20 protein-coding genes are annotated in these 23,347 nt (G+C 66.9%); 7 read left to right on the top strand and 13 right to left on the bottom strand.

What is annotated here, in order from left to right; translation table 11 throughout:
• Positions 1-2: 2 nt before the first annotated feature.
• From PQI07_RS28075 to PQI07_RS28065, 3 genes are all read right to left on the bottom strand, one after another.
• Complete coding sequence (locus tag PQI07_RS28075) at positions 3-380, bottom strand: hypothetical protein (RefSeq protein WP_274928230.1); 378 nt, start codon at positions 378-380, stop codon at positions 3-5.
• Positions 381-633: 253 nt separating this feature from the next.
• Complete coding sequence (locus PQI07_RS28070; protein WP_274928229.1) at positions 634-930, bottom strand: hypothetical protein; 297 nt, start codon at positions 928-930, stop codon at positions 634-636.
• Positions 927-1,331, bottom strand: coding sequence for a YkgJ family cysteine cluster protein (locus tag PQI07_RS28065; protein WP_274928228.1), 405 nt, complete (start codon positions 1,329-1,331; stop codon positions 927-929). The genes PQI07_RS28070 and PQI07_RS28065 overlap by 4 nt, the downstream gene beginning before the upstream one ends.
• A gap of 210 nt (positions 1,332-1,541) precedes the next feature.
• Between PQI07_RS28065 and PQI07_RS28060 the strand changes: the two genes are divergently transcribed.
• Positions 1,542-3,272: a hypothetical protein gene (locus PQI07_RS28060; protein ID WP_274928227.1), complete on the top strand. Its 1,731-nt coding sequence runs from the start codon at positions 1,542-1,544 to the stop codon at positions 3,270-3,272.
• Between the two features lie 113 nt (positions 3,273-3,385).
• Positions 3,386-3,655, top strand: a complete 270-nt coding sequence (locus tag PQI07_RS28055; protein WP_274928226.1) for a hypothetical protein — start codon at positions 3,386-3,388, stop codon at positions 3,653-3,655.
• 103 nt (positions 3,656-3,758) lie between these two features.
• On the opposite strand, the gene PQI07_RS28050 is transcribed toward PQI07_RS28055, so the two are convergent.
• The 4 genes from PQI07_RS28050 to PQI07_RS28035 all read right to left on the bottom strand — a co-directional run bounded on the left by PQI07_RS28050 (position 3,759) and on the right by PQI07_RS28035 (position 11,265).
• Positions 3,759-4,241, bottom strand: a complete 483-nt coding sequence (locus PQI07_RS28050; RefSeq protein ID WP_274928225.1) for an SMI1/KNR4 family protein — start codon at positions 4,239-4,241, stop codon at positions 3,759-3,761.
• Positions 4,238-5,266: an HNH endonuclease gene (locus tag PQI07_RS28045; RefSeq protein ID WP_274928224.1), complete on the bottom strand. Its 1,029-nt coding sequence runs from the start codon at positions 5,264-5,266 to the stop codon at positions 4,238-4,240. The genes PQI07_RS28050 and PQI07_RS28045 overlap by 4 nt, the downstream gene beginning before the upstream one ends.
• A gap of 200 nt (positions 5,267-5,466) precedes the next feature.
• Entirely contained in the window at positions 5,467-5,733 is a 267-nt protein-coding gene (locus tag PQI07_RS28040) for a hypothetical protein (RefSeq protein ID WP_274928223.1), read from the bottom strand.
• Between the two features lie 192 nt (positions 5,734-5,925).
• Complete coding sequence (locus tag PQI07_RS28035) at positions 5,926-11,265, bottom strand: DEAD/DEAH box helicase family protein (RefSeq protein WP_274928222.1); 5,340 nt, start codon at positions 11,263-11,265, stop codon at positions 5,926-5,928.
• Positions 11,266-11,656: 391 nt separating this feature from the next.
• On the opposite strand from PQI07_RS28035, the gene PQI07_RS28030 reads away from it, so the two are divergent.
• Positions 11,657-13,087, top strand: coding sequence for a nucleotidyltransferase domain-containing protein (locus PQI07_RS28030; protein ID WP_274928221.1), 1,431 nt, complete (start codon positions 11,657-11,659; stop codon positions 13,085-13,087).
• A gap of 109 nt (positions 13,088-13,196) precedes the next feature.
• On the opposite strand, the gene PQI07_RS28025 is transcribed toward PQI07_RS28030, so the two are convergent.
• From PQI07_RS28025 to PQI07_RS28015, 3 genes are all read right to left on the bottom strand, one after another.
• Positions 13,197-13,739, bottom strand: coding sequence for a hypothetical protein (locus PQI07_RS28025; protein ID WP_274928220.1), 543 nt, complete (start codon positions 13,737-13,739; stop codon positions 13,197-13,199).
• 179 nt (positions 13,740-13,918) lie between these two features.
• On the bottom strand, positions 13,919-14,188 hold the full coding sequence (locus PQI07_RS28020) for a hypothetical protein (protein ID WP_446720987.1): 270 nt from the start codon (positions 14,186-14,188) through the stop codon (positions 13,919-13,921).
• Between the two features lie 259 nt (positions 14,189-14,447).
• Positions 14,448-15,629 carry a winged helix-turn-helix domain-containing protein gene (locus tag PQI07_RS28015; RefSeq protein ID WP_274928219.1) on the bottom strand — a complete coding sequence of 394 codons (1,182 nt, stop codon included), beginning with the start codon at positions 15,627-15,629 and terminating at the stop codon, positions 14,448-14,450.
• A gap of 512 nt (positions 15,630-16,141) precedes the next feature.
• Here PQI07_RS28015 and PQI07_RS28010 point away from each other — a divergent pair.
• Entirely contained in the window at positions 16,142-16,657 is a 516-nt protein-coding gene (locus PQI07_RS28010; protein ID WP_274928218.1) for an STM3941 family protein, read from the top strand.
• 43 nt (positions 16,658-16,700) lie between these two features.
• Here PQI07_RS28010 and ligD read toward each other — a convergent pair whose 3' ends face one another.
• Entirely contained in the window at positions 16,701-19,205 is a 2,505-nt protein-coding gene (gene ligD / locus PQI07_RS28005; RefSeq protein WP_274928217.1) for a DNA ligase D, read from the bottom strand.
• A 205-nt stretch (positions 19,206-19,410) separates the two neighbouring features.
• On the opposite strand from ligD, the gene ku reads away from it, so the two are divergent.
• Positions 19,411-20,304 carry a non-homologous end joining protein Ku gene (gene ku / locus PQI07_RS28000; protein WP_274928216.1) on the top strand — a complete coding sequence of 298 codons (894 nt, stop codon included), beginning with the start codon at positions 19,411-19,413 and terminating at the stop codon, positions 20,302-20,304.
• Positions 20,301-20,627, top strand: coding sequence for a protein-tyrosine phosphatase family protein (locus tag PQI07_RS27995; RefSeq protein ID WP_274928215.1), 327 nt, complete (start codon positions 20,301-20,303; stop codon positions 20,625-20,627). The genes ku and PQI07_RS27995 overlap by 4 nt, the downstream gene beginning before the upstream one ends.
• Here the strand turns inward: PQI07_RS27995 and PQI07_RS27990 are convergent.
• On the bottom strand, positions 20,599-20,991 hold the full coding sequence (locus PQI07_RS27990) for a hypothetical protein (protein WP_274928214.1): 393 nt from the start codon (positions 20,989-20,991) through the stop codon (positions 20,599-20,601). The two genes, PQI07_RS27995 and PQI07_RS27990, sit on opposite strands and share 29 nt — an antisense overlap.
• A 114-nt stretch (positions 20,992-21,105) precedes the next feature.
• Positions 21,106-21,852 (bottom strand): hypothetical protein, encoded by a 747-nt coding sequence (locus PQI07_RS27985; RefSeq protein ID WP_274928213.1) that lies wholly within the window; start codon positions 21,850-21,852, stop codon positions 21,106-21,108.
• Between the two features lie 286 nt (positions 21,853-22,138).
• On the opposite strand from PQI07_RS27985, the gene PQI07_RS27980 reads away from it, so the two are divergent.
• Positions 22,139-23,263 carry a hypothetical protein gene (locus PQI07_RS27980; RefSeq protein ID WP_274928212.1) on the top strand — a complete coding sequence of 375 codons (1,125 nt, stop codon included), beginning with the start codon at positions 22,139-22,141 and terminating at the stop codon, positions 23,261-23,263.
• Positions 23,264-23,347 lie beyond the last annotated feature (84 nt).

Here is a 23,347-nt window from a genome sequence, read left to right as displayed (position 1 = left end):
GCTTACGGGGCGTAACCACCCTTGAGGCCCGGAAGGCCGAGTTCTTCAGCGTGGGTGTCGTAAGCCCGTTCATAGACAAGAGTGGCGAGGCTTTTAGCCTTGCCGCTCTTGAACTGCTTACCAGACGGTGCGAGGGCCGGGGTATCCGGATCCTGACGACGTACTTCCTGAATATAGGCACGAAGGCCTACGGATTCGCAGCGCTCGGATGCCAGTTGCATCTGAGTATCAAGGAGCTGCTTCGAAAGCTGGTCGATCACGGCCTGATACCGGGCGATGTCGGCATCGTGCTGAGCCTCTTCCTCGCGCATCCGCCGGCCGAGGCCGATGGCGGCGCCGATCATAATGCCGCGGTTTTCGCCAAGGTCGCCGTCGAGCATGGTCTACTCCGCCGAATGCCGTCTCTCCCGTAGAGTTATGGCCAAGCAGAGAGCACCCGTCAACGAAATGCGCTTCCGCTCCTTCGTTGTGGGTTAAATTCGAGTAAATGCGGGCACGACAATTCGCTTCGACTGCGGCGATGCCGGTCGAGGATCTGAAGCCTGCATGAACGACGGCGCTTCCGCCGACCGAATTGCGGCCCCGTGCGCACGAAATGCGCGGACGACCCTCGGGGGAGGGGGGCGCCAGGGGCTATCGTTCGCCGAGGCTGGGCGCGGGCATGGTCTGCTGCAGCTGCACGAGATGGATCTGGCCGGCCCCGGTCAGGCGGAGCTCGGTTGCGGGGGAGGGGGCGTCGGGCACGGGTCCGGTCACGGCGAAGCCGTGGGCCAGGATGCCGCCGGCGGCCTTGTCGGAGACCAGGGGGCCGCCGGCGGGCACGCCCACGCCCCAGCCGCTCCCGGACGGATGTCGGGGGAGGGCGCCTCGCGAAGCGAGCACGCGCAGGGCATCGATGCCGGCGACGGAGATGCGGATGCGCCGGCTCACGACCCCGCCCTCAAGGCGATCGCGGTGTTGTCGGCCTGCGAAGGAATGGAGTCTATGCGGGCGTAGTGCGCGCCCGCGTTCCGGCGCGCGTCGCGGCAGAAGTCGGAGCCGGGCTGGAAGTCGGCGCACACGGCCGGCCGGCGGTCGTAGATCCCGCAGGAGACTGCGATGCCGGGCTGTCCCTTGAGGGCGCCGCAGCGACCGTCGTCGTCGGATTTCATGCAGCGGACGCCGTCGTCGGCCTCGTAGCTGGCGAACCCGACCATGCGGCGCACGGATCTGGTCCGATGCCGGGGTACGCGGACGTCGGCGGGATAGACGGCGACGGGCCCGGCCGCGACGCAGCAGGCGCCGCAGGTTTGGCAGTCGAACGGTCCATCGATCGAAAACGCGGGCGTCACGTCCGCCTCCTTCAGCGACGGCAGCGAAGGTACGGGAACGGGACGGGAACGCAAAGCGGGAAGGAGCGGCGCCTCGGGCAATGACTAACGGATCGTTGCAGGGCGGTGTGGCCACGTGCCCGACAAAAACCGGTGCGCAGGTTTTTTCGTCGTTTTCCTTTGTCCCGATCGGCGCAAGGCTGGCTCACCTACACCGCCGGGACATCGGGAATGGCAAAAGCGCGCATCGGCCGGCCTTTGGGGTCCGGTCTCAACGACGAACCCACACTGCGGCTCGTCGACGATCTCCTGCATTCGGATCCCACGCTGTCGCTACGGGCGGCGATCGTGCAATCCGAGGTCGTGGATGAGGCCTCCATCCGTAGATTGCAGCGGAAGTACCGCCAACGCGAGAGGGAGCGCTCGGGCGATGTGGCGGCATTGCTCGCGAAACCATTCGAGATCGGCGAGATCGCAATCGGCGAGGACGGCTGGGTACAGGTCGAGATCCCATGCGCAGACGGCGACGTCTTCCGGGTGACGCACATGAGCCGGTACCAATCGCCGGCGCTGCATATATCGTCGGGCAAGAACCCTCTCAACGTCTGCTGGAGCCCGCAGAGACACCCGTTGGCGGTAGCCATCCGTTCCTTGCCCGCCAAATACGATTGGGACGATCCCACGTATCGGGCCTGTTGCAATCGGGTTGGGCTCGATCCGGACCACGAACGTCCGCAGCACATCTACGCCACCAGAGTCGCGGGTTGCGACGCGCTCGCCGAGCTCGCCAACAAGGATCGTATCGCGAGGGGCGATACCGCTTTGGAAGGCTTGGAGCGCCCCGAACTTGGAGCAGAGAATCGCGATCCGCTCTGGGATGTCGTGGACGATGGCTATGCGTTCCTGGAGTACGCGCCAGGGAGTTTCTGTGCTGAGAGTCTGGCTCGACTTTATCTGAAACATGCCGACAGACTGGAGCCCGCTTCGATCCAGGCTGCGAAGGATGCATTGCACGCCTTCTGTTCCGGCGACTGGTGGGGGACTTCCGAACGCCGAACCGTTGCCTTCATCGCTTCACCCACCGGCCCCAATCGCGAGTACGGGCCGGTATGGTTCGACGAGCCGGATGTAGGTCTCGACCGACACGGCCCCAATCTCGCTCCAGCGCCGGCGCGGAACAATCTTATCGAAAGGCATATCCTTCGATCCGTCGAACGCAATTCAACGACACTCGTCCTCTCTGAGGAGGAACTGAAGAACTACGAGGCCGGGGGAGATCGAGCCCACTGGGACCGGTACAACCGCATCAAGGCTTCGCGTCTGAAGGTTCTCTGGAATGCGCTGAGGGCACCCGACCTCTCGATGACCGCCGCCATCGCCGAGGAGACGATCCGGGTATCGTATGCCGGTTATCTGGCCCGGTGCCACGGCATTGCCCTCGACCCCCTGTCGAAATTGTCGTTCGAGAGCCGTGCGCCGATCCAGCCCTCGAAGCCGCGACGCATCCTGCAGAACATCAAAGGCAACCTTCGCTTCGTCTGGAACGCTCTGGCTCCCGCACCGTCGCCGGCTGGTACGGAATACTCCTATGCGAACGGCTGCCGCGTGTTCCTCGGCAAGGGCAGCTGCCTTCTGATCGACGACTACGACCGGGTTCGCATCATATCGGAGGAACACCCCTTCAACTATAAGGGCCGGAACGTGCAGTTGAATATCGATCTGCGGCCATGGGGAGCGCTCGGGTTCATCCCGGACATAGGTGCCCGATCATTCGAGATGATCGACCCCGAGACGGGCGAGCCCTTGGAGCCCGATCTCGCCTTGCCGATCCTTCGGAGCGCGGTCGAGGCATGCCTGCAAAGGTCCATCATCCAGAGATTCGAGACGTTCGTCGGCAGGCTCGTGGTCCGGCTCCTGCTGGCGGTGGTCGTCGTCCTGGCCTACCTACTGTTGGCGGGATAGCGGCCGAGGCCGCACCTGCTCCCTCAAGACGGACCGCGGTCCCCGCCTCGTACCGCTTGAGGGGGTCAGGCGCGCCGGCGCGGGCGCATGTCTACGGAGAGTTGGACCGAGCGATGGACCTGACGGACTTTCGGATTGGGGGCGAGTTCACGACCGCGGAGGGCCGTCGCCGCTGGCGCTGCACGGATGTGGGGACGCGTACCGTGGCCGCGATCCGGATAGACGAGGTCGAGATGGCGACGCTTGTGCCAGGGAACCCCGTGGCGACCCGCATCGTGCTTGGCCCCGAAGCCGAGGCGGCGGGCTACTTCGTCGGGCCGCCCTACAAGGTGGCCGAGCATGTGTTCGACGAGGACGACCGGGAGGGGTGCGAGCCGGTCTGAGGATCCGCCTCCCCTACCGCTTCTTCGGGTACGCCAGGAGGATCGCGGTCCGCACCGCGTGCCGCTTCAGGTTCTCGGACGCGTCGGCCCGGGCGACCTACATTCAGGCCTCGGGTGCCGGCAGTTCGTCCTCGTCTCCGGCGACGAAACCCGCGACGAGGTCGTCGAAGCTGTGCGCGACTTCAAGGCAGCCCGACGTCGACATGTGTTCGAAGAGAAAGAGCACGACCGGGTGCTCCTCCTTGCCGGGCTGGTACTCGAAGGCGAAGTGCCATCCGTTCCCGGCCTCGGAGAAGACAATGAAGCCGGGATAGGCCTCACGGTAGCGACGATTGATCTCCGCGATCGGCGAAACGCCGTCCTCTCTGGGTACGAAGCTGAAGAGCTCGCCCAGTCCGAGGACGTCCCGGCCCCCTGGGGCGCTCGGGCGAGGGAACGCGACGCCGTCCGGGAATGGTATCGCTCCGTTGTGCTGTCTCGCGACTTCCTTGAACGAGGGCGGCAGCTGCACACCGAACTCGGCTTCGAAAGCCTCGATATGGTGCGAGGGTATTTCCTCGCCGTACCGCCATTCGACATTGGTCATGGAATTTTTCTCTTGAGCATGCGGCAGATGTGCATATTCCACCCGCCAATGTGGCCAACTTTGCTATGAATTTCGGTAGGAACGAGCTGCATGCGCGTGAAGTCTTGATGGTGATGCCACGTATATCCTGGGATCTTGCCGGCACCGTCCTTGATGGCAGCCAACTGCTTGTCTGAGAACTTGAATTTATATCCTATTTCACCTTTGGTGTAATACTCCAGCAGCTTCTCCGACCAGTTCCCCGTATAGCCGGCTTCGGCATTTATGATGCTCCTCAATTCCCTCGTCGCCATCGCCAGCTGCGCCTTGGAGTCAACGCTTGCGAACCTTACCCGATCGACGATCCGCAGATCGACGACGGAGACACCGTCGAAGATCGGAAACCCTCTGACGTCGAAGGGGATGCCGTGGATGACGAGACCGCTCGGGTTCGATATCGCCTTGGCGACATTGTAGTGGCTCGGGTTCGGGATCGTATCGGGCGATATCTGAACGCTCCCGTCCGGAAGCTGGAAGCGCTGCATGATCGCCTCCTTGATGGAGTGCGGGTCATAGAGCCCGTCGTTCCCACCACGATCGTCCAAGCCCTCGCATTCATCCTGCGGATCCTTGGGCTCCTTGTCCGGTGGAGGCGTGGCCGCCTCGACGAACTCCTTGATCTTCGCCTCGAGTTGCCCGACCTCAAGCCCGATCGCCGATACGATCGCTACTGCGCGTGGGAAGAGGGAGGGATCCTCCAGGATCCTCTTCGTCAACGATATGTAGACGGCTCGCGGCCCGAGGATGGTATGAGCAGCCAACAGCCGCGTCAGGCCACTGATCGCCATCGAACCCAGCTGAGCGCTTCGGAGCGCTATCGCCGTCTCGACGGCAGCGGTACCGGCGACGAGAGCCCAGTCGGCCGCGGCGGCACCCACCGCCATTTTGACGATCTTCCGACCGAACAAGGCTTGCGAAGGGGTCCCAGTCGAGCTGACGAACAAAAGAGCGGCGAGAAAGATCGCCACGAATTTCTTGATAGGCACAAACGCCCCCTCGAAGGAACGCGGACGCTATCAGCTAGGTGTATTGTCCAGCTTGTTCATGAGCGGACAATTTTATCGATCGGCCGCATCATCAGGGCGAATGGATCCGCCGCATGTCGTGGATCGGCGCGGACTTTCAAAGGCTCGAACTGAGCGATGGCTTGGCTGTCCGCGACGCCTACGCATGCGGCAGCTGGTAGCTACCGCTTCTTCGGGTACGCCAGGAGGATCGCCGTCCGCACCGCATGCCGCTTCAGGTTCTCGGACGCGTCGGCTCGGGCGACCTCGGCCTTGGCCCAGGGATGCCCTTCTACCGTCGCCGCGAGGTCGAGCTGGTAGGCGTCGCCGAGCGGGTGCAGGCCCGTCTTCGGATCGGCCATGTAGGCGCCGACCGCATTCGCGACGTCGTCGTCGACGATCGCCTTCGCCTTGTAGAGTTCGCCGACGCTCTGATGCTTGTCTGCCATCGGGGGACGGTATCAGGTTGGCGACCTTCGGCAATGGCGGCGTACGGAACCACGGTCCGGAGGTGGCGGTCGCTGCCGATCAGGCCGCGCAACCGGGGCCAGTACTGAAACAGTGGAGTGGCCTGCTCCAGGGCTCCAACGACCCGTCTGCATGCGACGTCGGCATACAGGATGCCGACGTCCATCAGCTTGCTATCCGCATCGGCGGGCATAGCGCCGCGCGATTTCCTCTTCATCCGGCACAGGGGGTGGCTCGCCATCGTCCGGCGCCGTGACCGAAGCGGCCTGAAACCACGAGGCCATCGCATCGACATCCTCGCGATGCACCCTCATGATCACGCCCGAGCCGTACAGGTCGACCCTGAGGCGGATGCCCGGGGGTACCGTGTGGGGGTTCGCTACGACCGTCGACGCGAGCTCGGCCCAGATGCCCTCGAAGGAGCATCTGACCTCGTCCGCCAGGACGGCAAGGACTGCTCCGCGCGGCCGCCAATCCGCAGCCACCTCTTCGGCCGACGCCGGCGGCGAAACACCAAGATGCCGGCGAAGCAGCGGCAGATCCTCGACATGGATGCAGGCCACCTCGTGTGCCCCGTGCCGTAGGATCGCGAGCCTCGGCATCCCGCCCGACAGCTCACAGGAGCTTCCGGTGATCGCGGCGTTTCGGAATGCCTGCCACAAGGGATTGATCAACGGCTGGTTCTGGACGTTCGTCCTATGCTGCTCGCAGAATTCGCCCTCAGTAAGCCAGTCGGCAGTCTTGGCGCCGGTTCCGTGTCTGACGATCCCGATCTCCCGGGCGAGGATCGGCAGGTCCTCGCGACGGATGCAGTAGGGCGTACGAGACCCGGCGATGACCTTCTGGAAGCCGACCCGAGCGGCTCCGAGAACGGTCGGTCGCCCTGCCTCCCTGTCCGCTATGAGGCCGTTCCACGCCTGCTCGAACCGCCGGTTCGACATGGCCATGCCGACCATCGATGCGGCCTTCAGCTTGTCGACCCAATCCTCCGTCTTGTCCTCCGTCACGAACCCGAGAACCGAGATGACCGTCGGAAGATCGTCGCGATGTAGACACGGAACGCGGCGGGCCCCGACCCGCAACGTATGGGCGCGGAGCGGCCTGCCTGCGAGTTGGACCGGCCTATCTGCATCGAGACCGGCGACCAGATCCTCCCAGAACGCGCTGAAGACCGGGTTCTGGCGGGCGTTGACCCGGCAGACCGCTGCGGCACCCACGCGATCGAGCCACTCGTCGGCCTTTTCGTCCGTCTTTGCGGACCTGTACCCCGCCAGAGCCGCGGCCGCAGGAATGTCCTCGGTATGGAAATACGTCGCGCCGATCTTGCCGCGTTCCACCCGTACGCAGCGGATCGGCACGCCTTCGATCTCGGCCGGGCGGTCCTCCCCGGTCAGCCGGAGCGTCGCGGCATGAAGGACGGCCGCCCGCCGGAAGATGTCGTCGACATGTTTGTTGTAGGTGATCCCGAGGGTCCTGAACGCCTCCTCGCGAGAGACGAAACGCGAGTAATCCTCCGCCGTGGGAAGGTTCTGGCCGGTCAGGCGCGAGAGATCCGTCCAGGATTCCCTATGGACGTAGACGTTGGTCACGTTCCCGGCCCGTCGGAGACCCAGCCGTAGGGATGCCGGAACCGGTTCCACCGGCTCGGCATCGCCGAAGCTCTCTCCCAGAAGGATCGGGATGCGGACGATCCGGACGTCGGCCGCGTCCGCGATCGGGAGCGCCTCCACCTCCGCGCGCAGACCATCGAGCAGAGCGCGCGCATGATCGACATGCGTCGCGCCCGTAAACGATCCCAGCGCCCTCCAATCGGTCCCGCTCTCCGCCGGCGGGGCGAGATGGGGCGCCAGTTCCGAAAGAGACGAGCGGGCGATCGCGTATCGTATGGTGCCGCGAGCCGCGATCCGGCGGAGAGGGATCGAGACGCCGTTCCAGACTGTCTCGGCCAAGTGTCCCGGGGGAACTTCGCCTATCTCATCCTGGCGGGTCGTCACGGCTTCGGCCAGAGATCGGACTTGAGCGCCGTGCCGCAGAGCTCCGAGGCCCGCGACCGCTTCGTCGAAGGCGATCCAGTCGGCGGACCAATCCTCATCGGATTGCCGAGGCTCCGGAGGCGGCGCGGGTCTCAGGCTGTCGAGAAGCCGCGGGTAGTCGCTCTCCGCGAGTGCCCATCCGGACCTCTTGCCGGCGGTGAAGCGGGACATCCGATAGCCGGGATCCGCATCGGATTGTTCCGAGGCAAGACGATCCCACACGGCCTTGAACCGGTCGATGCCGAAGACGCCGAATTCGGCCTGCAGCATGGCGTGGACGTCCTGAGGGTCCAGGTAGCCCGGTTGGGGCCCGAGAAGGCCGGCTCGCCTCGCGAACGCACGCAGGCTGGCGCGTTCGATCACGATCTCGCCGAGGGGACTCGTCGCCCGGGCGGTCACTCCGTCCAGGTCGGCTCCAGCCGCGAAGTCGCGTTCAAACGCCTCCCAGGCGTTCCGGAACCGCTCCGAGCCCGGCTTCATCATCATCGCGCGGGCGGTGGCCGTCCTGCCGAGGTCGTCCTCGCCGGCGGGCATGAGGCCGGCACCCACGCGACGGCCGAGATGCTCCCCCAGCCAGATCAGATCGCCCTCTTCCAGGCAGTAGGCGTTGTCCCTGCCGCATCGCATTAGACGCATGTCGAGACGATGGTCGCCTACGGCTGCCATGCCGTTGGCGGCCAGTTGGTCCGTCAGGTCCGTCCAGAGCTGCGTGAGCTTCGCATTCGTCGGAGCCATCCCCAGAAAGCGGGCGGCCATGGCCTGGGTGTACCAACCTTCGAGCCGATCCATGGCGCCGATCCGGTCGACCGGAATCCGAGCCGCAGGGTCGGCCGCGGCCGCCCGGAAGGCCTCGAGGTCGTCCTCGTGCAGGCACACGGTGACGCGGTTGTATGAGCGCATCAACCTGAAGCGGAACCGCCCCTCGGGCACTTCCCGCAGCCCGTCGACCTCCTGAGCTTCGGTCAGCCTCTCCCAGAGGTCGCCCAGCGGAGCTTCCCGCCGGTAGGTCGTCCGCAGCCTGCTGAACGCCCTTTCCCGGTTGAGCCAGGCTTCCGTTCTGTCCGGCAGGTTCTCCTCGGCCTTCCACCGGTCTCCCCGTCGTGGAGTCGCCGCCACGTCGACCGCGCGGGCAAAGGCGGCGACGCCCTCTTCGCCGACGACATGGAGGAGAAGGCGGCCTCGGGCATAGCGCAGTCGGACCGGCACGTCGGTTCCGTCGATGCGGGTCGGCTCTCCGGCCTCCACCTGGCTGCGCAGGCGCTCGAAAGCGGTACGCAGGACCGGGTTCTTGAGGTGGACGCCCAGGCGAGTGGCCACATCCCGTACGGAGAAGTCGTCGTCCTCCTTGCGGCCGTGACGGATTCCGAGCAGTTCGGCGAGAGCGGGAACGTCGTCCCGATGATAGGCCACGCTGCTGCCGCCCTCGGCAGCGAGCCGTCGCATGCGGACGAAGATGCCGTCGATACCGACGCCGGCCGCCTTGGGATCGAACCGTTCCTCGATCTGGAACGCCGCGAGCGTGCGCTTCAGCAGTTCGTTGGACTCGACCCAGGCCGCGCCGATCCCGTCGACGACCTCGCTCCGGGAGATCCACTCCGCGGAGGCTGGAGCGCCGCGCATCGGCGCCCCCGCGATCCGGAGAAGATCGTCGACGCAGTCGGCGGCATAGCAGATCGTCGGCTTGGCACCGGACCGCAGCAAAGCCATCCGCAGCTGCACCGGAGCGGACCTGCGGTCGCCGGCTTGGTAGGCGCGGACGACGGGATCGCTGTCCAACGTCATCGCGAGCCGCTTCTCCAGGAACTCGCGTTCCAGGTCGTCGAAGAAGGCCTCGCATCCGATCAAAGCCACGTTCGGTATGAGCTCCGAACGCGACAGCCAGTCGTCCGTCTTCTCCTCCAGAGCCCGGCCGAGCGCGCGCTTGCGCAGAAGGTAGCGGATGGCCGCGAGCGCGGAGGATGTCTGGTATCCGTCGTCCTCCCACCGATGCGCCGATTCGTCCGACGCGTCGGGGACGTCGAGTCCATCCGCACCGGACCTTGCCGAACCGGAGAAGGAGACGCCTTCCCTTCCGGCGGATGGGCGTTCAGGCCACGCTGCCGACGATGAGGTGGCCTCCTCGTCCGCGCCGGGCGCCTCCGTTGCCGGAGCGAAGACGTCGTCCCTGTACGCGGACACGTCGACCGCTTCGACACGGACGGGGGTGCCGGCGACGGCGTAGGCACGACTGACCTCGTTCGCGGCTTCGAAATACCAGCGAGGCGTCCCGTCCATGGCCCCGTCGATCTCGAGATAGGTGTCGAGGACGAAGGCCGTCTGGCGCACGTCGCCCACGGGCATCGTTCTGTCGATGCGCTGCGCGCGGCCGGCCTGCTGGATCACCTTCACCATCGACTCGGTCGGAGCGTTGATGACGAGACCGATCTTGGCCAGATCGAACCCTTCGACGAGCAGCTGCGCGTTGGCGATGCCCGTCACCGTGCCGCGTTCGATCGCCTCTACGACGGCATGGATCCGCTCCGGTCCGTCGTCGCCCGTCAGGACCTCCATGCGCTTGCCGAGCGCGGCGAACCGGGTGTTGTACTCACGGGCGAACAGCGCCGCGTGCGCCCGGTCGGATCCGTAGAACACGGTGACCTTGTCGAGCGGGCGGATGCCGGTCTCGGCATCGACATGCCGCTCGAGAAAGGTCAGCGTCTCGTCCGCATGCGCCTTCCGCCTGACGAGGATCCGCTCCCCGGAGTCCTCCGGCAGGGCTCCTTCGATGCGGACCGCAAGCACGTAGTTCACGACGGGAGCGAGGATGCCTTCGTCGCGCAGACGTTGTGGATCGGCCGTGTAGACGAGGTTGTTCCTGCCCATCAGCCCGTTGAGGCTCCGATCCTCGTCGAAGGCCGGGGTCGCGGAGAAGGCGATGACGATGGTGCTTGGAAAAAGGTCTTCGAACACCTCCCTCCGCAGCTCGGAGAGGCCACGATGGGCCTCGTCGAGCACGATGAGATCGACGTCCTTGGCGCGCAGGTCTCCCGACGCGACCCGACGCATGAACAACGCGTAGGTCATGACGGTCGTCGGCCGGGCGCCGTGACGGTAGGCGACGCCGTCCCTGTCGATCACGGTCCGCGACGCGAGATGGCCGATGTCGACGTCGGGGTGTCGGGTGCGGAACTCCATCAGCACCTGGGCTGCGAGCGGAAGGCTGGGCACCAGCGTCAGGATCCGCGGCGCCGGGGTCGCCTGGCCCTTCCGGCCGGCGACCGCGTTGACCACTGCCCCGAAGATCGAGGTCTTTCCGCCACCGGTCGGTATGACGACGGATGCGCGCGGATCCGATGCCGGGTTCGAGAGGTGCCGTCCGATGGCGACGATGGCTTCCCTCTGATGCCGCCAGAAACGATGCCCCTCCAGGTCGCCCGACAGGCCGGAAAAGGCGTGCCCGATCGCAGCCCGCAGCCTTCCGAGGGTCCACTCGTCGCTCATCGATCCCAGCTCTCGCGTAAACGTAGGACGGCTGAGGGCCGCCATCTCGAAGTTGCGCCGATCGACGAGCCACGCCTTCGAAGCGCGGTGCCGGGGTCCATTGGCTGCCGCCGTTCCTTGCCGAAGGAGTGGCAGCCGACCTGCCGGTACCTTAGGTCGTTCCGATGCGAAGGGACAGTTGCTCAATCACCAACGCCTCGTTCTATTGCGTCGAGGTGTCCGAAAGGTTGACCGGACGCGGATCACTCGCCGTTCACAACGCGATGAGCACCGCGGCCCCGGGGGAGGACGGCGATGACAGGTACGTCTTTCATCCGCGCCTGCTAAGCTCGCGAACTACGTGTCGTGGCATGGCCTGCGGCTGTCCGCCCTCGAACCGGATCGTGTCGCCATGAGCGTCATGCTGCCCAAGGAAGCCGACCTGCTCGGCGTTCCGCTCCTCAAGGTGCGGAACCTGCTCCAGGCGTGGCACCAGAGCGGCCGTTTCAGGAACATCGGACAGATCAGCCGCAAGCGCGGCATCGAACTGCCCCGTGCCACGACGGCCGTCCTCGTCGAGGAACTTCGCGACCGCGGGTTCATCGGAGATGTGGCCGGCGACTTCGTCATCCCCGTGGTGGACGGCCTCACCGCCAAGGGCAGGGCGCTCGGTTCGGCCAAGGCGACCGCCCGGACGCAGAAGGAGAAGGCCCTTCGGGTCTTCGACGGCCTGCTCGAGGCGGCCGAACGCATCAATGCGAGAGGCGATCTGCCATTCCGCGTGCGCGAGATATGGCTCTTCGGGAGCATGGTCGATCCCGACAGGGCCGACGTGGGCGACATCGACTTCTGCCTGGAGTTCGATAGGCCGCCGGCATTCGACGATTGGGACGAAGCCATGGAGCGCTACCGGGCGCTGGCGCGAGAGTTGGACGCTCCGTATTCCGCCGACGCCTACACCTGGGTGAAGGAGCGGATGCTCTACGGGGCGCGCCGTCATCAGCTGCTCGCGCCGAACGATGTCGATCACCTCGTCCGGATGGGGAACCCGTGCAGGCTGGCGTTCGACGACCGCAGGGGAGGGCGCGTCGACGACGCGGTGCTCGCGCGACACCCCGGATCTTCCGGTCGCGATCCGAGCATGCCCGAACCCAGCCGGATGCCGGACATGGCCGCACCGAGCGGGAGCTTCGGTCCGGTCCATATCGAACTGCTGATTCCAATGGACCTGGACACGAAGGGGTTCGCCGACAGCTTCCCAAGCTGGACGAACTCCTGGCCGGCGGTCCGTGCCAACCATCGCTATTTTGGCCGACCACCGGAAATCGTGTCGGACCCGGCTTCCGAAGACGTGAAGTTCCTGCCGGAAGACATCGACCCCTCGAGATGCGACGGACGGGCCGCCTTCGCCATGGTCGTCCTGCCCCCGAACTCCTTGAGGGACGACGACGGCAGCGCCGCTCCCCGATGTGCTCTCGTTGTCGGCCGGTCCATCGATGTCGGGCAGGATGGGTTCGTCTACAGACTGAACATCGAGCAGTTTTCGGATGGAGGCAGAGAGCCGACAGAGGACATGCTGATCATGGCACGCTGGGTCCTGAATGCGTGCATGCAGGCCGACATCGAACGGATCGCCCTTCGGTCGCGGGAAGCCGAGGTCCGATTCGACCTGAAGGTTGAGCTCGATGCCGTCGCGTCCGTGCCGGCCACGACGAGCCTGCTGATCGATCTCGACGACGACGTCCTCGAGCTGGTGCGAACGGTGTCGGCGCGGCTCGGCATCGATCCAGCCGACGTCGAGCCGGACCTGGACGTGGCGGCCGCGCCGGCGGCCCCGGCATAGGCGGTGCGAGGCCATTACCGCGTTTTACCCGCGATCCGGTAATTTACCGACGGACTGGTAAAACGCGGTAATCCGTCCACCCCGACAGCGGTGGGTCGACGGTCCCGGTTCAGGTCTCCTCCCAGCCGTCCCTAGGGCATGCCCCCGCATCCCGGGCCGCATCGAGCGCGAACTGCGCGATCGTCCCATTGGGAAGGCGTCCGCAGCGGACGACGACGAACAGCGCGGCGACGGGTCCGAGGTAGCGTTTGCGGACGCCGGCATGGGAGAGGATGTCGTCAAGGGTCTCGATGACGGGTGGGCGGCACTCGTTCGCGCCTTCGAGCATGACCGCCAGCACTCGACGATAGTTCGCGAGCAGCTCCTCCGCGGTGGTACCGACCGGAAGAGGCGGAAGCCCGCTTCCCGGATCCTCGCCGCCACGGCACCGGGCGATCGCGTGGCGCGCCAGCGAGACCATCTCCGGTGCGGGTTCGTCCGGGTGGGTCGAGATCAGGGCGAGGGCGGTCTGGCTGTGCACCAGCGTGCGCCGGAACGCGAGATCCCGCATCATGTCCCGCAGGTCCCGCGGCATTCCGGGGACGCGATCGTTCATGCCTTCGAGTATGGCGGCGGTCCGCGCCTCGTGCGCGAGCAGCATGGGGAAGGTCACGTCTGTCGTGCCTCGCGGACGGGACCGCCGAACGGACGGCTCCACGCATCAGATGGTCGATCCCGTTGTGGTTCGCCATCTCCCGGATCGCTGCAGGACGGCAACCCCTCATCGGGGCGACGCTGCCCGCGCCGGCCTTGAGTGCGGTACCCTGCGCACGACAGGGTACCGCTCGAGCGTCAGTAGCCCACGTAGCCGCCGGCACCCTGGCTAGGGCGCACCGTGCCGCTGGTGTTCATGGGCGCGGCCTGCTGCCGCTGGGCCTGACGGTTAGCCAGGGCGCGGCCGGCGGCGCACCCGCCGACGGCGCCGAGAATGCCGTGCCCGGCGTAGTGGCCGGCGATCCCGCCGACGATGGCACCCTTGATGCAACCCTTCGCCTCGGCCGCCTGACTGGCTGCCACGAGGGAACCGGCCGCCACGACGGCCATAGCGACACGCTTCATCATGATGACTATTTCCTTTGCGGCACCCCCGCCGCATCCAGGATGTAAGAGTCCGCTGGCCTGCCGAAAGAGGTGTCGTCACAAAATTTAGTTGTCTTCAGGTTCTTGAAGTTCCTGCGCCGACCCCATTGGTCGATTCGGAATTTCCAATGATCGGCTGCCTCCCCGATGAATGCTTGTTGAACAGCTGGTGCGATATCGGAACATTCCAGCTGAGTGGCTCGCTGGAAATCGGCGTCGAACATCGCGCTGAGGATTCGGTTCAGGACGGGGAAGCTGTCCTTGTCGGATCGGCCGGCGATCGGATCGAGACGTCGGACAGACCGAGCCATCCGGCCATCGAGTCCAGTTCCGCGAGCAGGCGCTCCATCGTGTCCGCCGGCGCACCCGGCTCGAGGTGCGCGCGCAGGACGACCAGCGCGCCGACCTTGCGGTCCGCCTTCAGGTCGACGCGGGCGACGAGCGCGCCGTCCATGAGGAACGGCAGCACGTAGTAGCCATGCTCGCGCTTGTGGGCGGGCGTGTAGATCTCCAGTCGGTACCGGAAGCCGAAGAGCCGCTCCGTCCGCGGCCGGTGCCAGACGACCGGATCGAACGGCGACAGGAGGGCCGCGCCGGAATGCCGGCGTCCGGGCCGGGCGTCCTTGTGCAGGTAGGCCTGCTGCTGCCACCCGCGGACGCGCACCGGGACGAGAACGCCTTCCTCGACGAGCTGATCGATGGGCAGGCGCGCGTCTGCCGGCGAGAGCCGGTAGTAGTCCCGGAGGTCGTTCGCCGTCGCGATGCCGAGCGCCTGCGCGGATCGCGCGACGAGCTCCCGCCGGGCGTCTACTGGGTCCGGGGTGGGCCGGGCGAGGACGGCCCGGGGCAGCACGCGCTCGGGCAGGTCGTACACGCGCTCGAAGCTGCCCCGTCGATGCGTCGACGCGACCAGGCCCGCCCAGAAGAGCCATTCGAGCGCGTGCTTGGCTTCGCTCCAGACCCACATTCCCTTCGTCGCCTTCGGTCCCGAGATCTCGGAGGCCGCCAACGGACCTTCCCGTTCGATGCGGGCGAGCAGGGCGTCGGCTTCCGCGCGCCGCTCGCCGGCGAACGGCTCGAGCCGGTCCCAGACGCCGCGGCCTTCGCGCGCTTGGTCCATACGCCAGCGCAGCAGGGGGTGGAGATCGATCGGTAGAAGGGATGCCTCGTGGCCCCAGTACTCGAAGAAGCATTTCGAACTGGCGGCTGCCAAAGCGTCGAGCGTGCCGCGGTCGTAGGTGCCCAGCCGCGAGAACAGCGGCATGTAGTGGGCCCGCACGAGCACGTTGACGCTGTCGATTTGGAGCAGGCCGAGCCGGCCGATCTCGCGCCGTATCTGCGCGACGCCGGGTACTGCCGACCGGGACCTGGCAGCGAAACCTTGGGCAGCCAGCGCGATGCGACGCCCCTCAGGGTTCGACAACTCGAGCGTCAGGGGCGTTCTCCCGGATCTGGGCCCCTATAGGTCCCGACGCCTCTGCACGCCATCCTGGCGGGCCGTCACGGAGTATACGAACGCGCCGAGCGCCGCGACGGCGGCCGGAGTTGCGAACAGCAGCCACGTCGGATCGTCCGGGCTCATGGATGTCCTTGGACCGCACGTGAGGCGCCCCCGTGTGAGATAGGGCGGTGCTAAGACGGACGCCACCGACATCGGGCTACAAGCTCGATCCGACGGCAGGCGACGTCCTCGGCCGCTTCGGCGTTCAGGCGGTCCATGTTGCGAAGCTGACAGTTGTCGGGAAAAGCGATTTCGGACGCCTCCTGGAGGCCCTCGCGGACAAGGGACCGCCGGCGGCTTTCGGTTCAACCAGGCCGATGATCCTTCGGATGACGAAGGAAGCGCCTTGGCGGTCGCCGACCCTTCGGGCGACACTCGCGTGGCCGATGCATGGGACATCGGGATGACGCGGATCGCATTCCGGAGATCTCCAATTGGGCGCCGTAGAGATCCATCGCTCTCCCTGGCGGGCCGTCGGCATCCTTCTGGCCGCCGCCGGCTTCACGACCGTCTGCGCCTGGATGATCTACGCTCACCCCGGGACGGGGCGCAGGGCCGTGACGCCCGGCAGCTTCGCCGAGTTCGCGGCATATGTCGGGGTTGCGTTCTTCGGGCTCTGTACGGTGCTGATGGTCCCGAAGCTGTTCCAGCGCGGGCCGGTGGTGTCGGTCGGGCCACGGGGGATCTTCGATCGCAGGCTCTCGAGCGACTGGATCCCATGGGAGGCGATCCGCGGCGTCACGCCCGTGCAGATCCAACGGCAGCGCATGTTGGTGCTCGAAGTCGATCCCACGGCCGACGCAGGCCTACCGTGGACGAAGCGGGCACGCCGTATGGCCCGCCTGAACCGAGCTTTCGGACCTCACGGCTACTGGATGGCCGCGGCCGACCTCCGCGGCGGCTTTCCGGCATTGGTCGAGGCGATCTCCGGCAGCCGGCGGGCCGTGTAGCCCGATACCTAGCGAGCAACCGCCGATCGCCGGATCCGACCCGCTAGGTCCGCCGACGGGATCGAGGCCTGGGAACCTCCAGCGGACGCGCCGCGCGCTCGAAGCCGGCCCAGGGATCACGTTTCAGCGCAGCGAGCCGACCCGTCACGCTGGCGAAGCCGAAGCGCGCGCCGGACCCGAGCGACGGTAGTTCGTCCCAGTCGACGGGGACGGATACGGGCGCCCCGGGCCGGGCCCGCGTCGAGAAGGCAGCGACGGCGGTGGCGCCCCGCTGGTTGCGCAGGTAGTCCACGTAGATGCGACCATCCCTGGCCTTCTTCGACACGGTCGCGACGAAGCTGTCGGGAGCGTCCTTCGCCATCTCGGATGCGACGCGCTGCGCGAAGGCCTTCGCCTCGTTCCAGCCGGCCTTCGGTTCGATGGGCACGACCACGTGCAGCCCCTTGCCGCCGGTCGTCTTCACGAAGCTGGAAAGGCCCGAGGCGGACATCCGCTCGCGCACCGCCAGCGCGCCGGCGACGAGATCGCTCCATCCGATGCCTTCGCCGGGATCCAGGTCGAAGACCAGGCGGTCCGGACGATCCGGATCCGAGGCCGTCGCACCCCAGGGATGGATTTCAAGGACGCTCGCCTGGACCAGGGAGCGGAGACCGTCCCGGTCCTCGATCACGACCGCCTTCTCCCCGTCCACGAGCCGGATGTACCGCTCGTCGAGCCCAGCCCAGGCGTGCTTCTGGTAGAAACAGGACCCGAGACCGTCCGGACACCGGAGGAGCGACAGCGGCCGGTCGACGACGTGCGGCAGGATACGGTCGGCGACCTCCGCGTAGTACTCGGCGAGACCCTCCTTCGTCAGGCCGACGTCCGGCCAGAGCACGCGATCCGGATGCGTCAGCGTCACGGTTTCCGCCAGCGGCTTCCGCTTCCGCGGCTTCGGGGCCGCGGCCGCCTTCTCCCGCACGACCTCGTCCGGCCGCACGTCGCTCCGGAGGGTCTTGAACGACGCATGCCGCAGCTGGTCGTCGGCCGTCCAACCGCGGAACGTCACCTCGCAGACGAGCCGGGGCTCTACCCAGCGGGCGTTGCGTCGCGCCAGCGGCGGCAGCTCGGCCGCGAAGGGCGGCGACGGGATGCGTAGCGGCTCCAGTTCGGTCCAGAGATCCCGCGCGACCGCGTCCCGGAAGCCGGTGCCCACCCGCCCGACGTGGACGAGGGTACCGTTCTCGTACGTCCCGAGGATCAACGACCCCACGGATCGCGCCGCCGTCGTAGAGGGCATGTACCCCGCGACGACGAACTCCTCCGACCGGGTGCATTTGATCTTGCGCCAGTGGTCCGTCCGGCCGGACCGGTAGGGCGCGTCCGCGCGCTTGGCTACGACGCCTTCAAGACCAAGCCTGCAGGCATGGCGCGCCATGGCCGCGCCGTCGGCGGCGAGATGCTCGCTGAAACGGACTGGACCTCCCGGCGGGGCGTCGTCGAGACTCTGCAGCAGCAGATCCTTGCGCTCGGTCAGGGGAAGTGCCCGGATGTCTCTGCCGTCCAGGTAGAGCAGATCGAAGGCGTAGAAGACCGCAGATCCCGTATCACCGGCGGCGAGCGCATGCTGCAGGGCTGAGAAGCTGGATACCCCGCTCTCCGTCTCGACCACGATCTCGCCGTCGATCAGGGCCGAGGGTAGCTTCATGGCCTTCAGGGCCTGGGCCGTGGGTTCGAACTTCGCCGTCCAGTCGAGGCCGGAGCGCGTCAACAGCTTCACCGAGCCGCCGTCGATGCGGGCCTGCATGCGGTAGCCGTCGTGCTTGATCTCGTACAGCCACCCGTCGCCGGAAGGCACGTCGTCGACGAGGCTCGCGAGCGCGGGCTCGACGAAGGGCGGCAGGATCGCCTTGCGGGCACCCTTGGACCGGCTCGTGGGCGGCTTCGTCTTCCGCCCGGCGGCCACCTCGGCGCGGGCCGCATGATCGGCTCTGACGACCCCGCCGGCCGAGAGCTCCCGATTGGTCCGACCCGAAAGGACCGAGGCCTCGTGCTCGACGAGGATATCGCCGTCGCGACGGGCGTGCCCGTCGTCGGCCTTCATGAGAAGCCAGGGTTGCTTCTTCTCGCCGCCGCGGCCCTTCATCCGCACGAGGTGCCAACGGCCTGCGAGTCTTTCGCCGTGAAGGGCGAACTCGAGGTGTCCCTTCTCCAGCCCGGCGGCTGGATCGCCGACGGGCTCCCATGAGCCGGTGTCCCAGACGATCATGGTCCCGCCGCCGTACTGGCCCTTCGGGATCGCGCCTTCCCAGCCCAGGTAGTCGACCGGGTGATCCTCCGTCCTGACGGCGAGCCGCTTCTCGGCAGGCGACAGGCTCGGTCCACGCGTGACCGCCCAGCTCTTGAGGACGCCGTCCATCTCGAGACGCAGGTCGTAGTGAAGGCGACGGGCGTCGTGCTTCTGGACGACGAACCTCGCCTTGGGCGCCTTCCGGCCGCGCTTCCCCTTGGGCTCGGGCGAGGCCTCGAAATCCCGCTTGTCCCGATACGGTTTGAGAAGCTCGGTCATCGCTTCGTGGAAACGGGATCGGCTGGACCGAGTTCCTGGGCGGGGCCAAGTCGCGGTGCGAAATACAATAATGGGCAGGTTATCCACAGGCTGGTCTGTGGAGGAACGAGTCGAGATGGATTTCGTTGAATCGCCAAGCTCCCGATCGGCGCTCTGCGGACGCATCTTCGGGTGGTGAATACTTGGATTGACTCAGGAGACGGACGTGGCAGCCCGCGCCAACTGGAAAGGTCATCTTCGACTTTCACTCGTTTCCTGCGCGGTCGGACTGTATCCGGCAATCAGTTCGTCCAGAGAGCTGAAGTGTCATACGATCAACCGCGAGACCGGAAACCGTCTCAAGCAGCTGATGGTCGACTCCGTGACCGGCGAAACCGTCGAGCGCGACGATCAGGTCAAGGGTTGCGAGGTCGCCAAGGACGACCTCGTGCCGATCGAGGACGACGAGCTCAGCGAAATCGCCCTGGAGAGCACGCACACGATCAACATCGAGGCCTTCTGCCGGCGAGACGAGGTCGACGAGCGCTACCTGGACAAGCCCTACTACCTCGCCGCCGAGGACAAGGTCTCCCGCGAGGCGTTCGCCGTCATCCGGGATGCGATGAAGAAGAAGGGCATGGCCGGTCTCGGGCGGATCGTCATCTACAAGCGCGAGCGCGTGGTTCTGCTCGAGCCCTACGGCAAGGGCCTGCTCGCGACGCTGCTTCGGTACCAGGACGAGATCCGGTCGCCGACCGCCTACTTCGAGGACATGCCGGACGGCGATCCGACGGCGGAGATGCGGTCGCTCGCCGAGGAATTGATCGCACGCTCGACGCGGAAGTTCGATCCGTCGAAGTTCGAGGATCGCTACGAGGAGGCGCTGATCGCCCTGGTCAAGGGCAAGGCGCCGAAGCCCGCGAAGGGCAAGGGCAAGGCGAAGGCCGGCACGTCGAGTTCCGGCAATGTCGTGAACCTCATGGAGGCTCTGAGGCGGAGCATCGACTCGGAGAAGGGCGGCACGCCGGACAAGTCGAACGGGAAGAAGCAGCCGAAACGCGCGCCGGCGAAGCGACCTGCGAGTGGTACCTCATCCGGCAGGACCCGGAAGGCGGCATGACGAACGCGCGGCCGCGCCGACCCATGGCCCTGGTCCTGTCGCGGCGCGAAGACCGGCGACTGCACGCCTGCCTCTCCCTCAAGGATCTGGGCTACGACACGCTCGGCTTCTCGCTGGTCGAGGACGCGGAGGCGTGGCTGGAGGAGGACACGCCCGTGGTCGCCGTCGTCGACTGCGCGGGCGGACGCGGTCCGGACGGCGTGATCGCGACGCTTCGGGAACGGGGCGTTCCTCTGATGCCGACGGGTCGTCCTTGGACATCGGGATCGGAGGCGTTCGCGGAACCGTCACCGTCTAGTTCACGGCGCAGCGCTTCAGGGTGAACGGCTCGCCGGCCTTGGAGCCCCGCGCGATGGACGCGATCATGGTGTCGCCCGCGACCGAGAGGTTCCACCTCGCCTTCCTGGCCGACGGACCGCCGCCGCAGACCTCGTCCAGCTTCCAGCCGAAGCTTCCCGACTGCTCCGCGCGTGCGATCCTGCAGCTGCCTTCGAAGTGGCGGCGCGCATCCTTGCCGAAGATGTACTCGCCGGGCTGAAGGTGTCCCTCGGCGAGGGGCTGTCCGCATCCCTGCGCGTCCTCCGTCCATCCGCCCAGGTAGGAGGGTGGGGAGGACGGCCCGGAGAGGGCGGGCCAAGCCATGAGGCAGGCGGCCATGATCGAGGACGTCGCGTAGATGAACCGCATGCCGACAGTCTCAGCCTACCGCCTCCGGACGAATGCATCCGTCGTCCGGGGCATACGGCATCGGCGACTTCGGATGAAGACGCGAGCGTGACGGATCCAATCGTTCCGGGGCCGCTATGGCCGAGGCGATGTCCTGCCCTCCAGCAGGCAAATCGCCTCTTCGGGCATGGGAAAAGCGCCCGCCGGCAGAACCTCGCCGGCGAGGCGGACCTCCGCGAGGACCGCGTCGACGCCTCTGCGCCCCACGAGATCGGCCAGGGCTGCCGCGTGGTCGCCGGGCACCTCGTAGGCGTAGGTCGCGGGATCGGACACTATGCCCGGCAGCAGGCCGGCACGCGCGATCTCAATCACGTCCGCCCGCACGTCTCCGACCTTCAGTCCCGCGGCCTTCGCCCATGCCTGCAGGGCGCGGTCGAACATGCCCGGATCCTTCCGCGACGGCACGCGCATGACGAACTGAGGCAGCTGCACGTCGATGCCGTCGAGGTGGGCATGCCGCCATACGCGGAGCGCCTGCAGGTCGCGCATCAGTCGAATCCAGACGGGTTCGCCGTCGACCGCAGGCGCGGCGCCGAGCTCGGCGGCCTTGGCCGAGAAGGCGGCGTCCCGGGCTCCCGGGAGGCCGTCGCGCGTCTCCCGGAGCGAGGCCACGCTCCACTCGAGGGAGTCGACGACCTTGACGATCTCGCCATCGAGGTTTTCGCGGAGATGCTCGGGGGTGTCGTAGAAGCGGTTGTAGTCCTTCTCGCTCGCCTTCCAGAGTTCCCGATGGATGGCCTCGGCCTCCAAGGCGTGGACGAGCGCGTCCTTCCAGGGGCCGGGCTCCGCGCGGTCGGCGAGTTCCTGCATGGAGAAGGGCATGGTCGGCAGCCTCGAGCGGTTTTCCGGTCATGAGGCTAGGAGGAGCCTGCGCAAGGCTCAATGCAGGACGACTCCTTCAACCCCATGACCGCCGTGGCGGTCATGGGCCGGCTTCGCGACCGCCGCTGCGGTCATTCCGCTCCGCTGTCGTCGAGTAGGTGACGATGGGCCATGGGCGACGTCGTCCACAAGCTCCGGTCGACAACGGGCGAGCGTTCCTTCAGGCCGGTCCCGGAGCGCCGACCGCGTCCGTCGATGCGGGGCGTCTCCCGATAGCGAGGGGATCATGGTTCGAACCCTTGAGGCCGCACCAGAATTCGAGAACACCGCGTTGGACGACCTGTCGCGCGAGCAGCAGAACCGGCTGATCGCGGCGGGCGCGGCATACCTCGCCGTCGGCGAGGACCTCGATGCGCTGCCCCCCGAGATATCGACGATGCTGGGCGTGACCGCCCGGTCCCGACAGGCCGAGGCGGCGCCCCGCCGAATCCGGAAGCGCCTGTACGCGATGCTGCGGCACATCGACGAACCGCCGGTCCGTCGGATGGCGGTCTTTCTCGGCTGGTACGCGTTGCGGCATCAGAGTCTGCCGGGACCCGACGATCTCTTCGCGCCGGTCGCCGCCAGCGGAACCCGACCGAACCTGGGCATCGCGTTCGAAGCTCTCCTGGGCGCCTTGAAGCCGGGGACGTCGACCATCGCCGTGCACGATCCGAAGAAGGGCGGTCGGGTGACGCTGAAGCCGTCCGGCGACGGCGAGTACTTCTCCGTCACGCCGGCCGCGGGCGGCCGCGCCGGCCGCCGCAGGACATGGTCGGTGTTCCAGGACATCCTCAGCGGCAGCTTTCCGCTGCACGATCCCGAAGGCCGCCACCTCGTTCGTTCCGACGGGATCGGTTCGCTGCATGCGCCAAGCTCTGCGGAGCCGGCATGGCGGGTCGGTGCCGGACCGGCAGCCGGAATGTCGGCCGATGGGATCCTCGACGTGCTGAAGCGATACGCCGGGTGGGCCGCCGGAGACGGCGACCATCTCCCCGCGGTGCTCGCCGTCTCGGCCGAAGGATGGCTCCACGCATCGTCCCTCACCGACGTGCCGGAAGACAACGACGCCGGGAAGCTGCACGGGTGTCTCGACGGGGCTCACGCGGTGCGCCCGGTGTTCGTGTGCCTGCTCGACTGCACCGGCCGCGGATCCGGATCCGCGTGGCCTCTGATCGCCTACGCTTCGGCCGGCGCCAGCGGGGTCCTGGACATGGGGGCCGTCGGGCCGGCCCGCAGGGTCGACGACATCCGCTCCATCATGCCGTGGCTCCGCCAGGAGGGATGGGAACACGGCGGTCGGGAAAGCGTGGCCATCTCGGTCGCGCGGGCGGAGGCCTTCGCAAAAGCGGCGAAGGGGCTGGTGCAGTAGGCGGGCCCGGCGGCCGGATCCGGCTTTGCCGGTTTCGGCCGCCGCATATTCGGACCATCGCGATGACCTGGGCGAACGAGGGTG

This window comes from Methylobacterium sp. 092160098-2 (assembly GCF_028920805.1).
GTDB lineage: Bacteria > Pseudomonadota > Alphaproteobacteria > Rhizobiales > Beijerinckiaceae > Methylobacterium > Methylobacterium fujisawaense.
Note: the sequence above shows the minus strand (reverse complement) of the source record. Positions and strands in the feature narration are given on the sequence as shown.

Excerpts from the sequence above, each read along its gene's own strand:
- PQI07_RS28075 (WP_274928230.1), bottom strand. The coding sequence starts at position 380 with ATGCTCGACGGCGACCTTGGCGAAAACCGCGGCATTATGATCGGCGCC.
- PQI07_RS28060 (WP_274928227.1), top strand. The coding sequence starts at position 1,542 with ATGGCAAAAGCGCGCATCGGCCGGCCTTTGGGGTCCGGTCTCAACGAC.
- PQI07_RS28055 (WP_274928226.1), top strand. The coding sequence starts at position 3,386 with ATGGACCTGACGGACTTTCGGATTGGGGGCGAGTTCACGACCGCGGAG.
- PQI07_RS28050 (WP_274928225.1), bottom strand. The coding sequence starts at position 4,241 with ATGACCAATGTCGAATGGCGGTACGGCGAGGAAATACCCTCGCACCAT.
- PQI07_RS28040 (WP_274928223.1), bottom strand. The coding sequence starts at position 5,733 with ATGGCAGACAAGCATCAGAGCGTCGGCGAACTCTACAAGGCGAAGGCG.
- PQI07_RS28035 (WP_274928222.1), bottom strand. The coding sequence starts at position 11,265 with ATGAGCGACGAGTGGACCCTCGGAAGGCTGCGGGCTGCGATCGGGCAC.
- PQI07_RS28030 (WP_274928221.1), top strand. The coding sequence starts at position 11,657 with ATGAGCGTCATGCTGCCCAAGGAAGCCGACCTGCTCGGCGTTCCGCTC.
- PQI07_RS28020 (WP_446720987.1), bottom strand. The coding sequence starts at position 14,188 with ATGATGAAGCGTGTCGCTATGGCCGTCGTGGCGGCCGGTTCCCTCGTG.
- ligD (WP_274928217.1), bottom strand. The coding sequence starts at position 19,205 with ATGACCGAGCTTCTCAAACCGTATCGGGACAAGCGGGATTTCGAGGCC.
- PQI07_RS27995 (WP_274928215.1), top strand. The coding sequence starts at position 20,301 with ATGACGAACGCGCGGCCGCGCCGACCCATGGCCCTGGTCCTGTCGCGG.
- PQI07_RS27990 (WP_274928214.1), bottom strand. The coding sequence starts at position 20,991 with ATGCGGTTCATCTACGCGACGTCCTCGATCATGGCCGCCTGCCTCATG.
- PQI07_RS27985 (WP_274928213.1), bottom strand. The coding sequence starts at position 21,852 with ATGCCCTTCTCCATGCAGGAACTCGCCGACCGCGCGGAGCCCGGCCCC.
- PQI07_RS27980 (WP_274928212.1), top strand. The coding sequence starts at position 22,139 with ATGGTTCGAACCCTTGAGGCCGCACCAGAATTCGAGAACACCGCGTTG.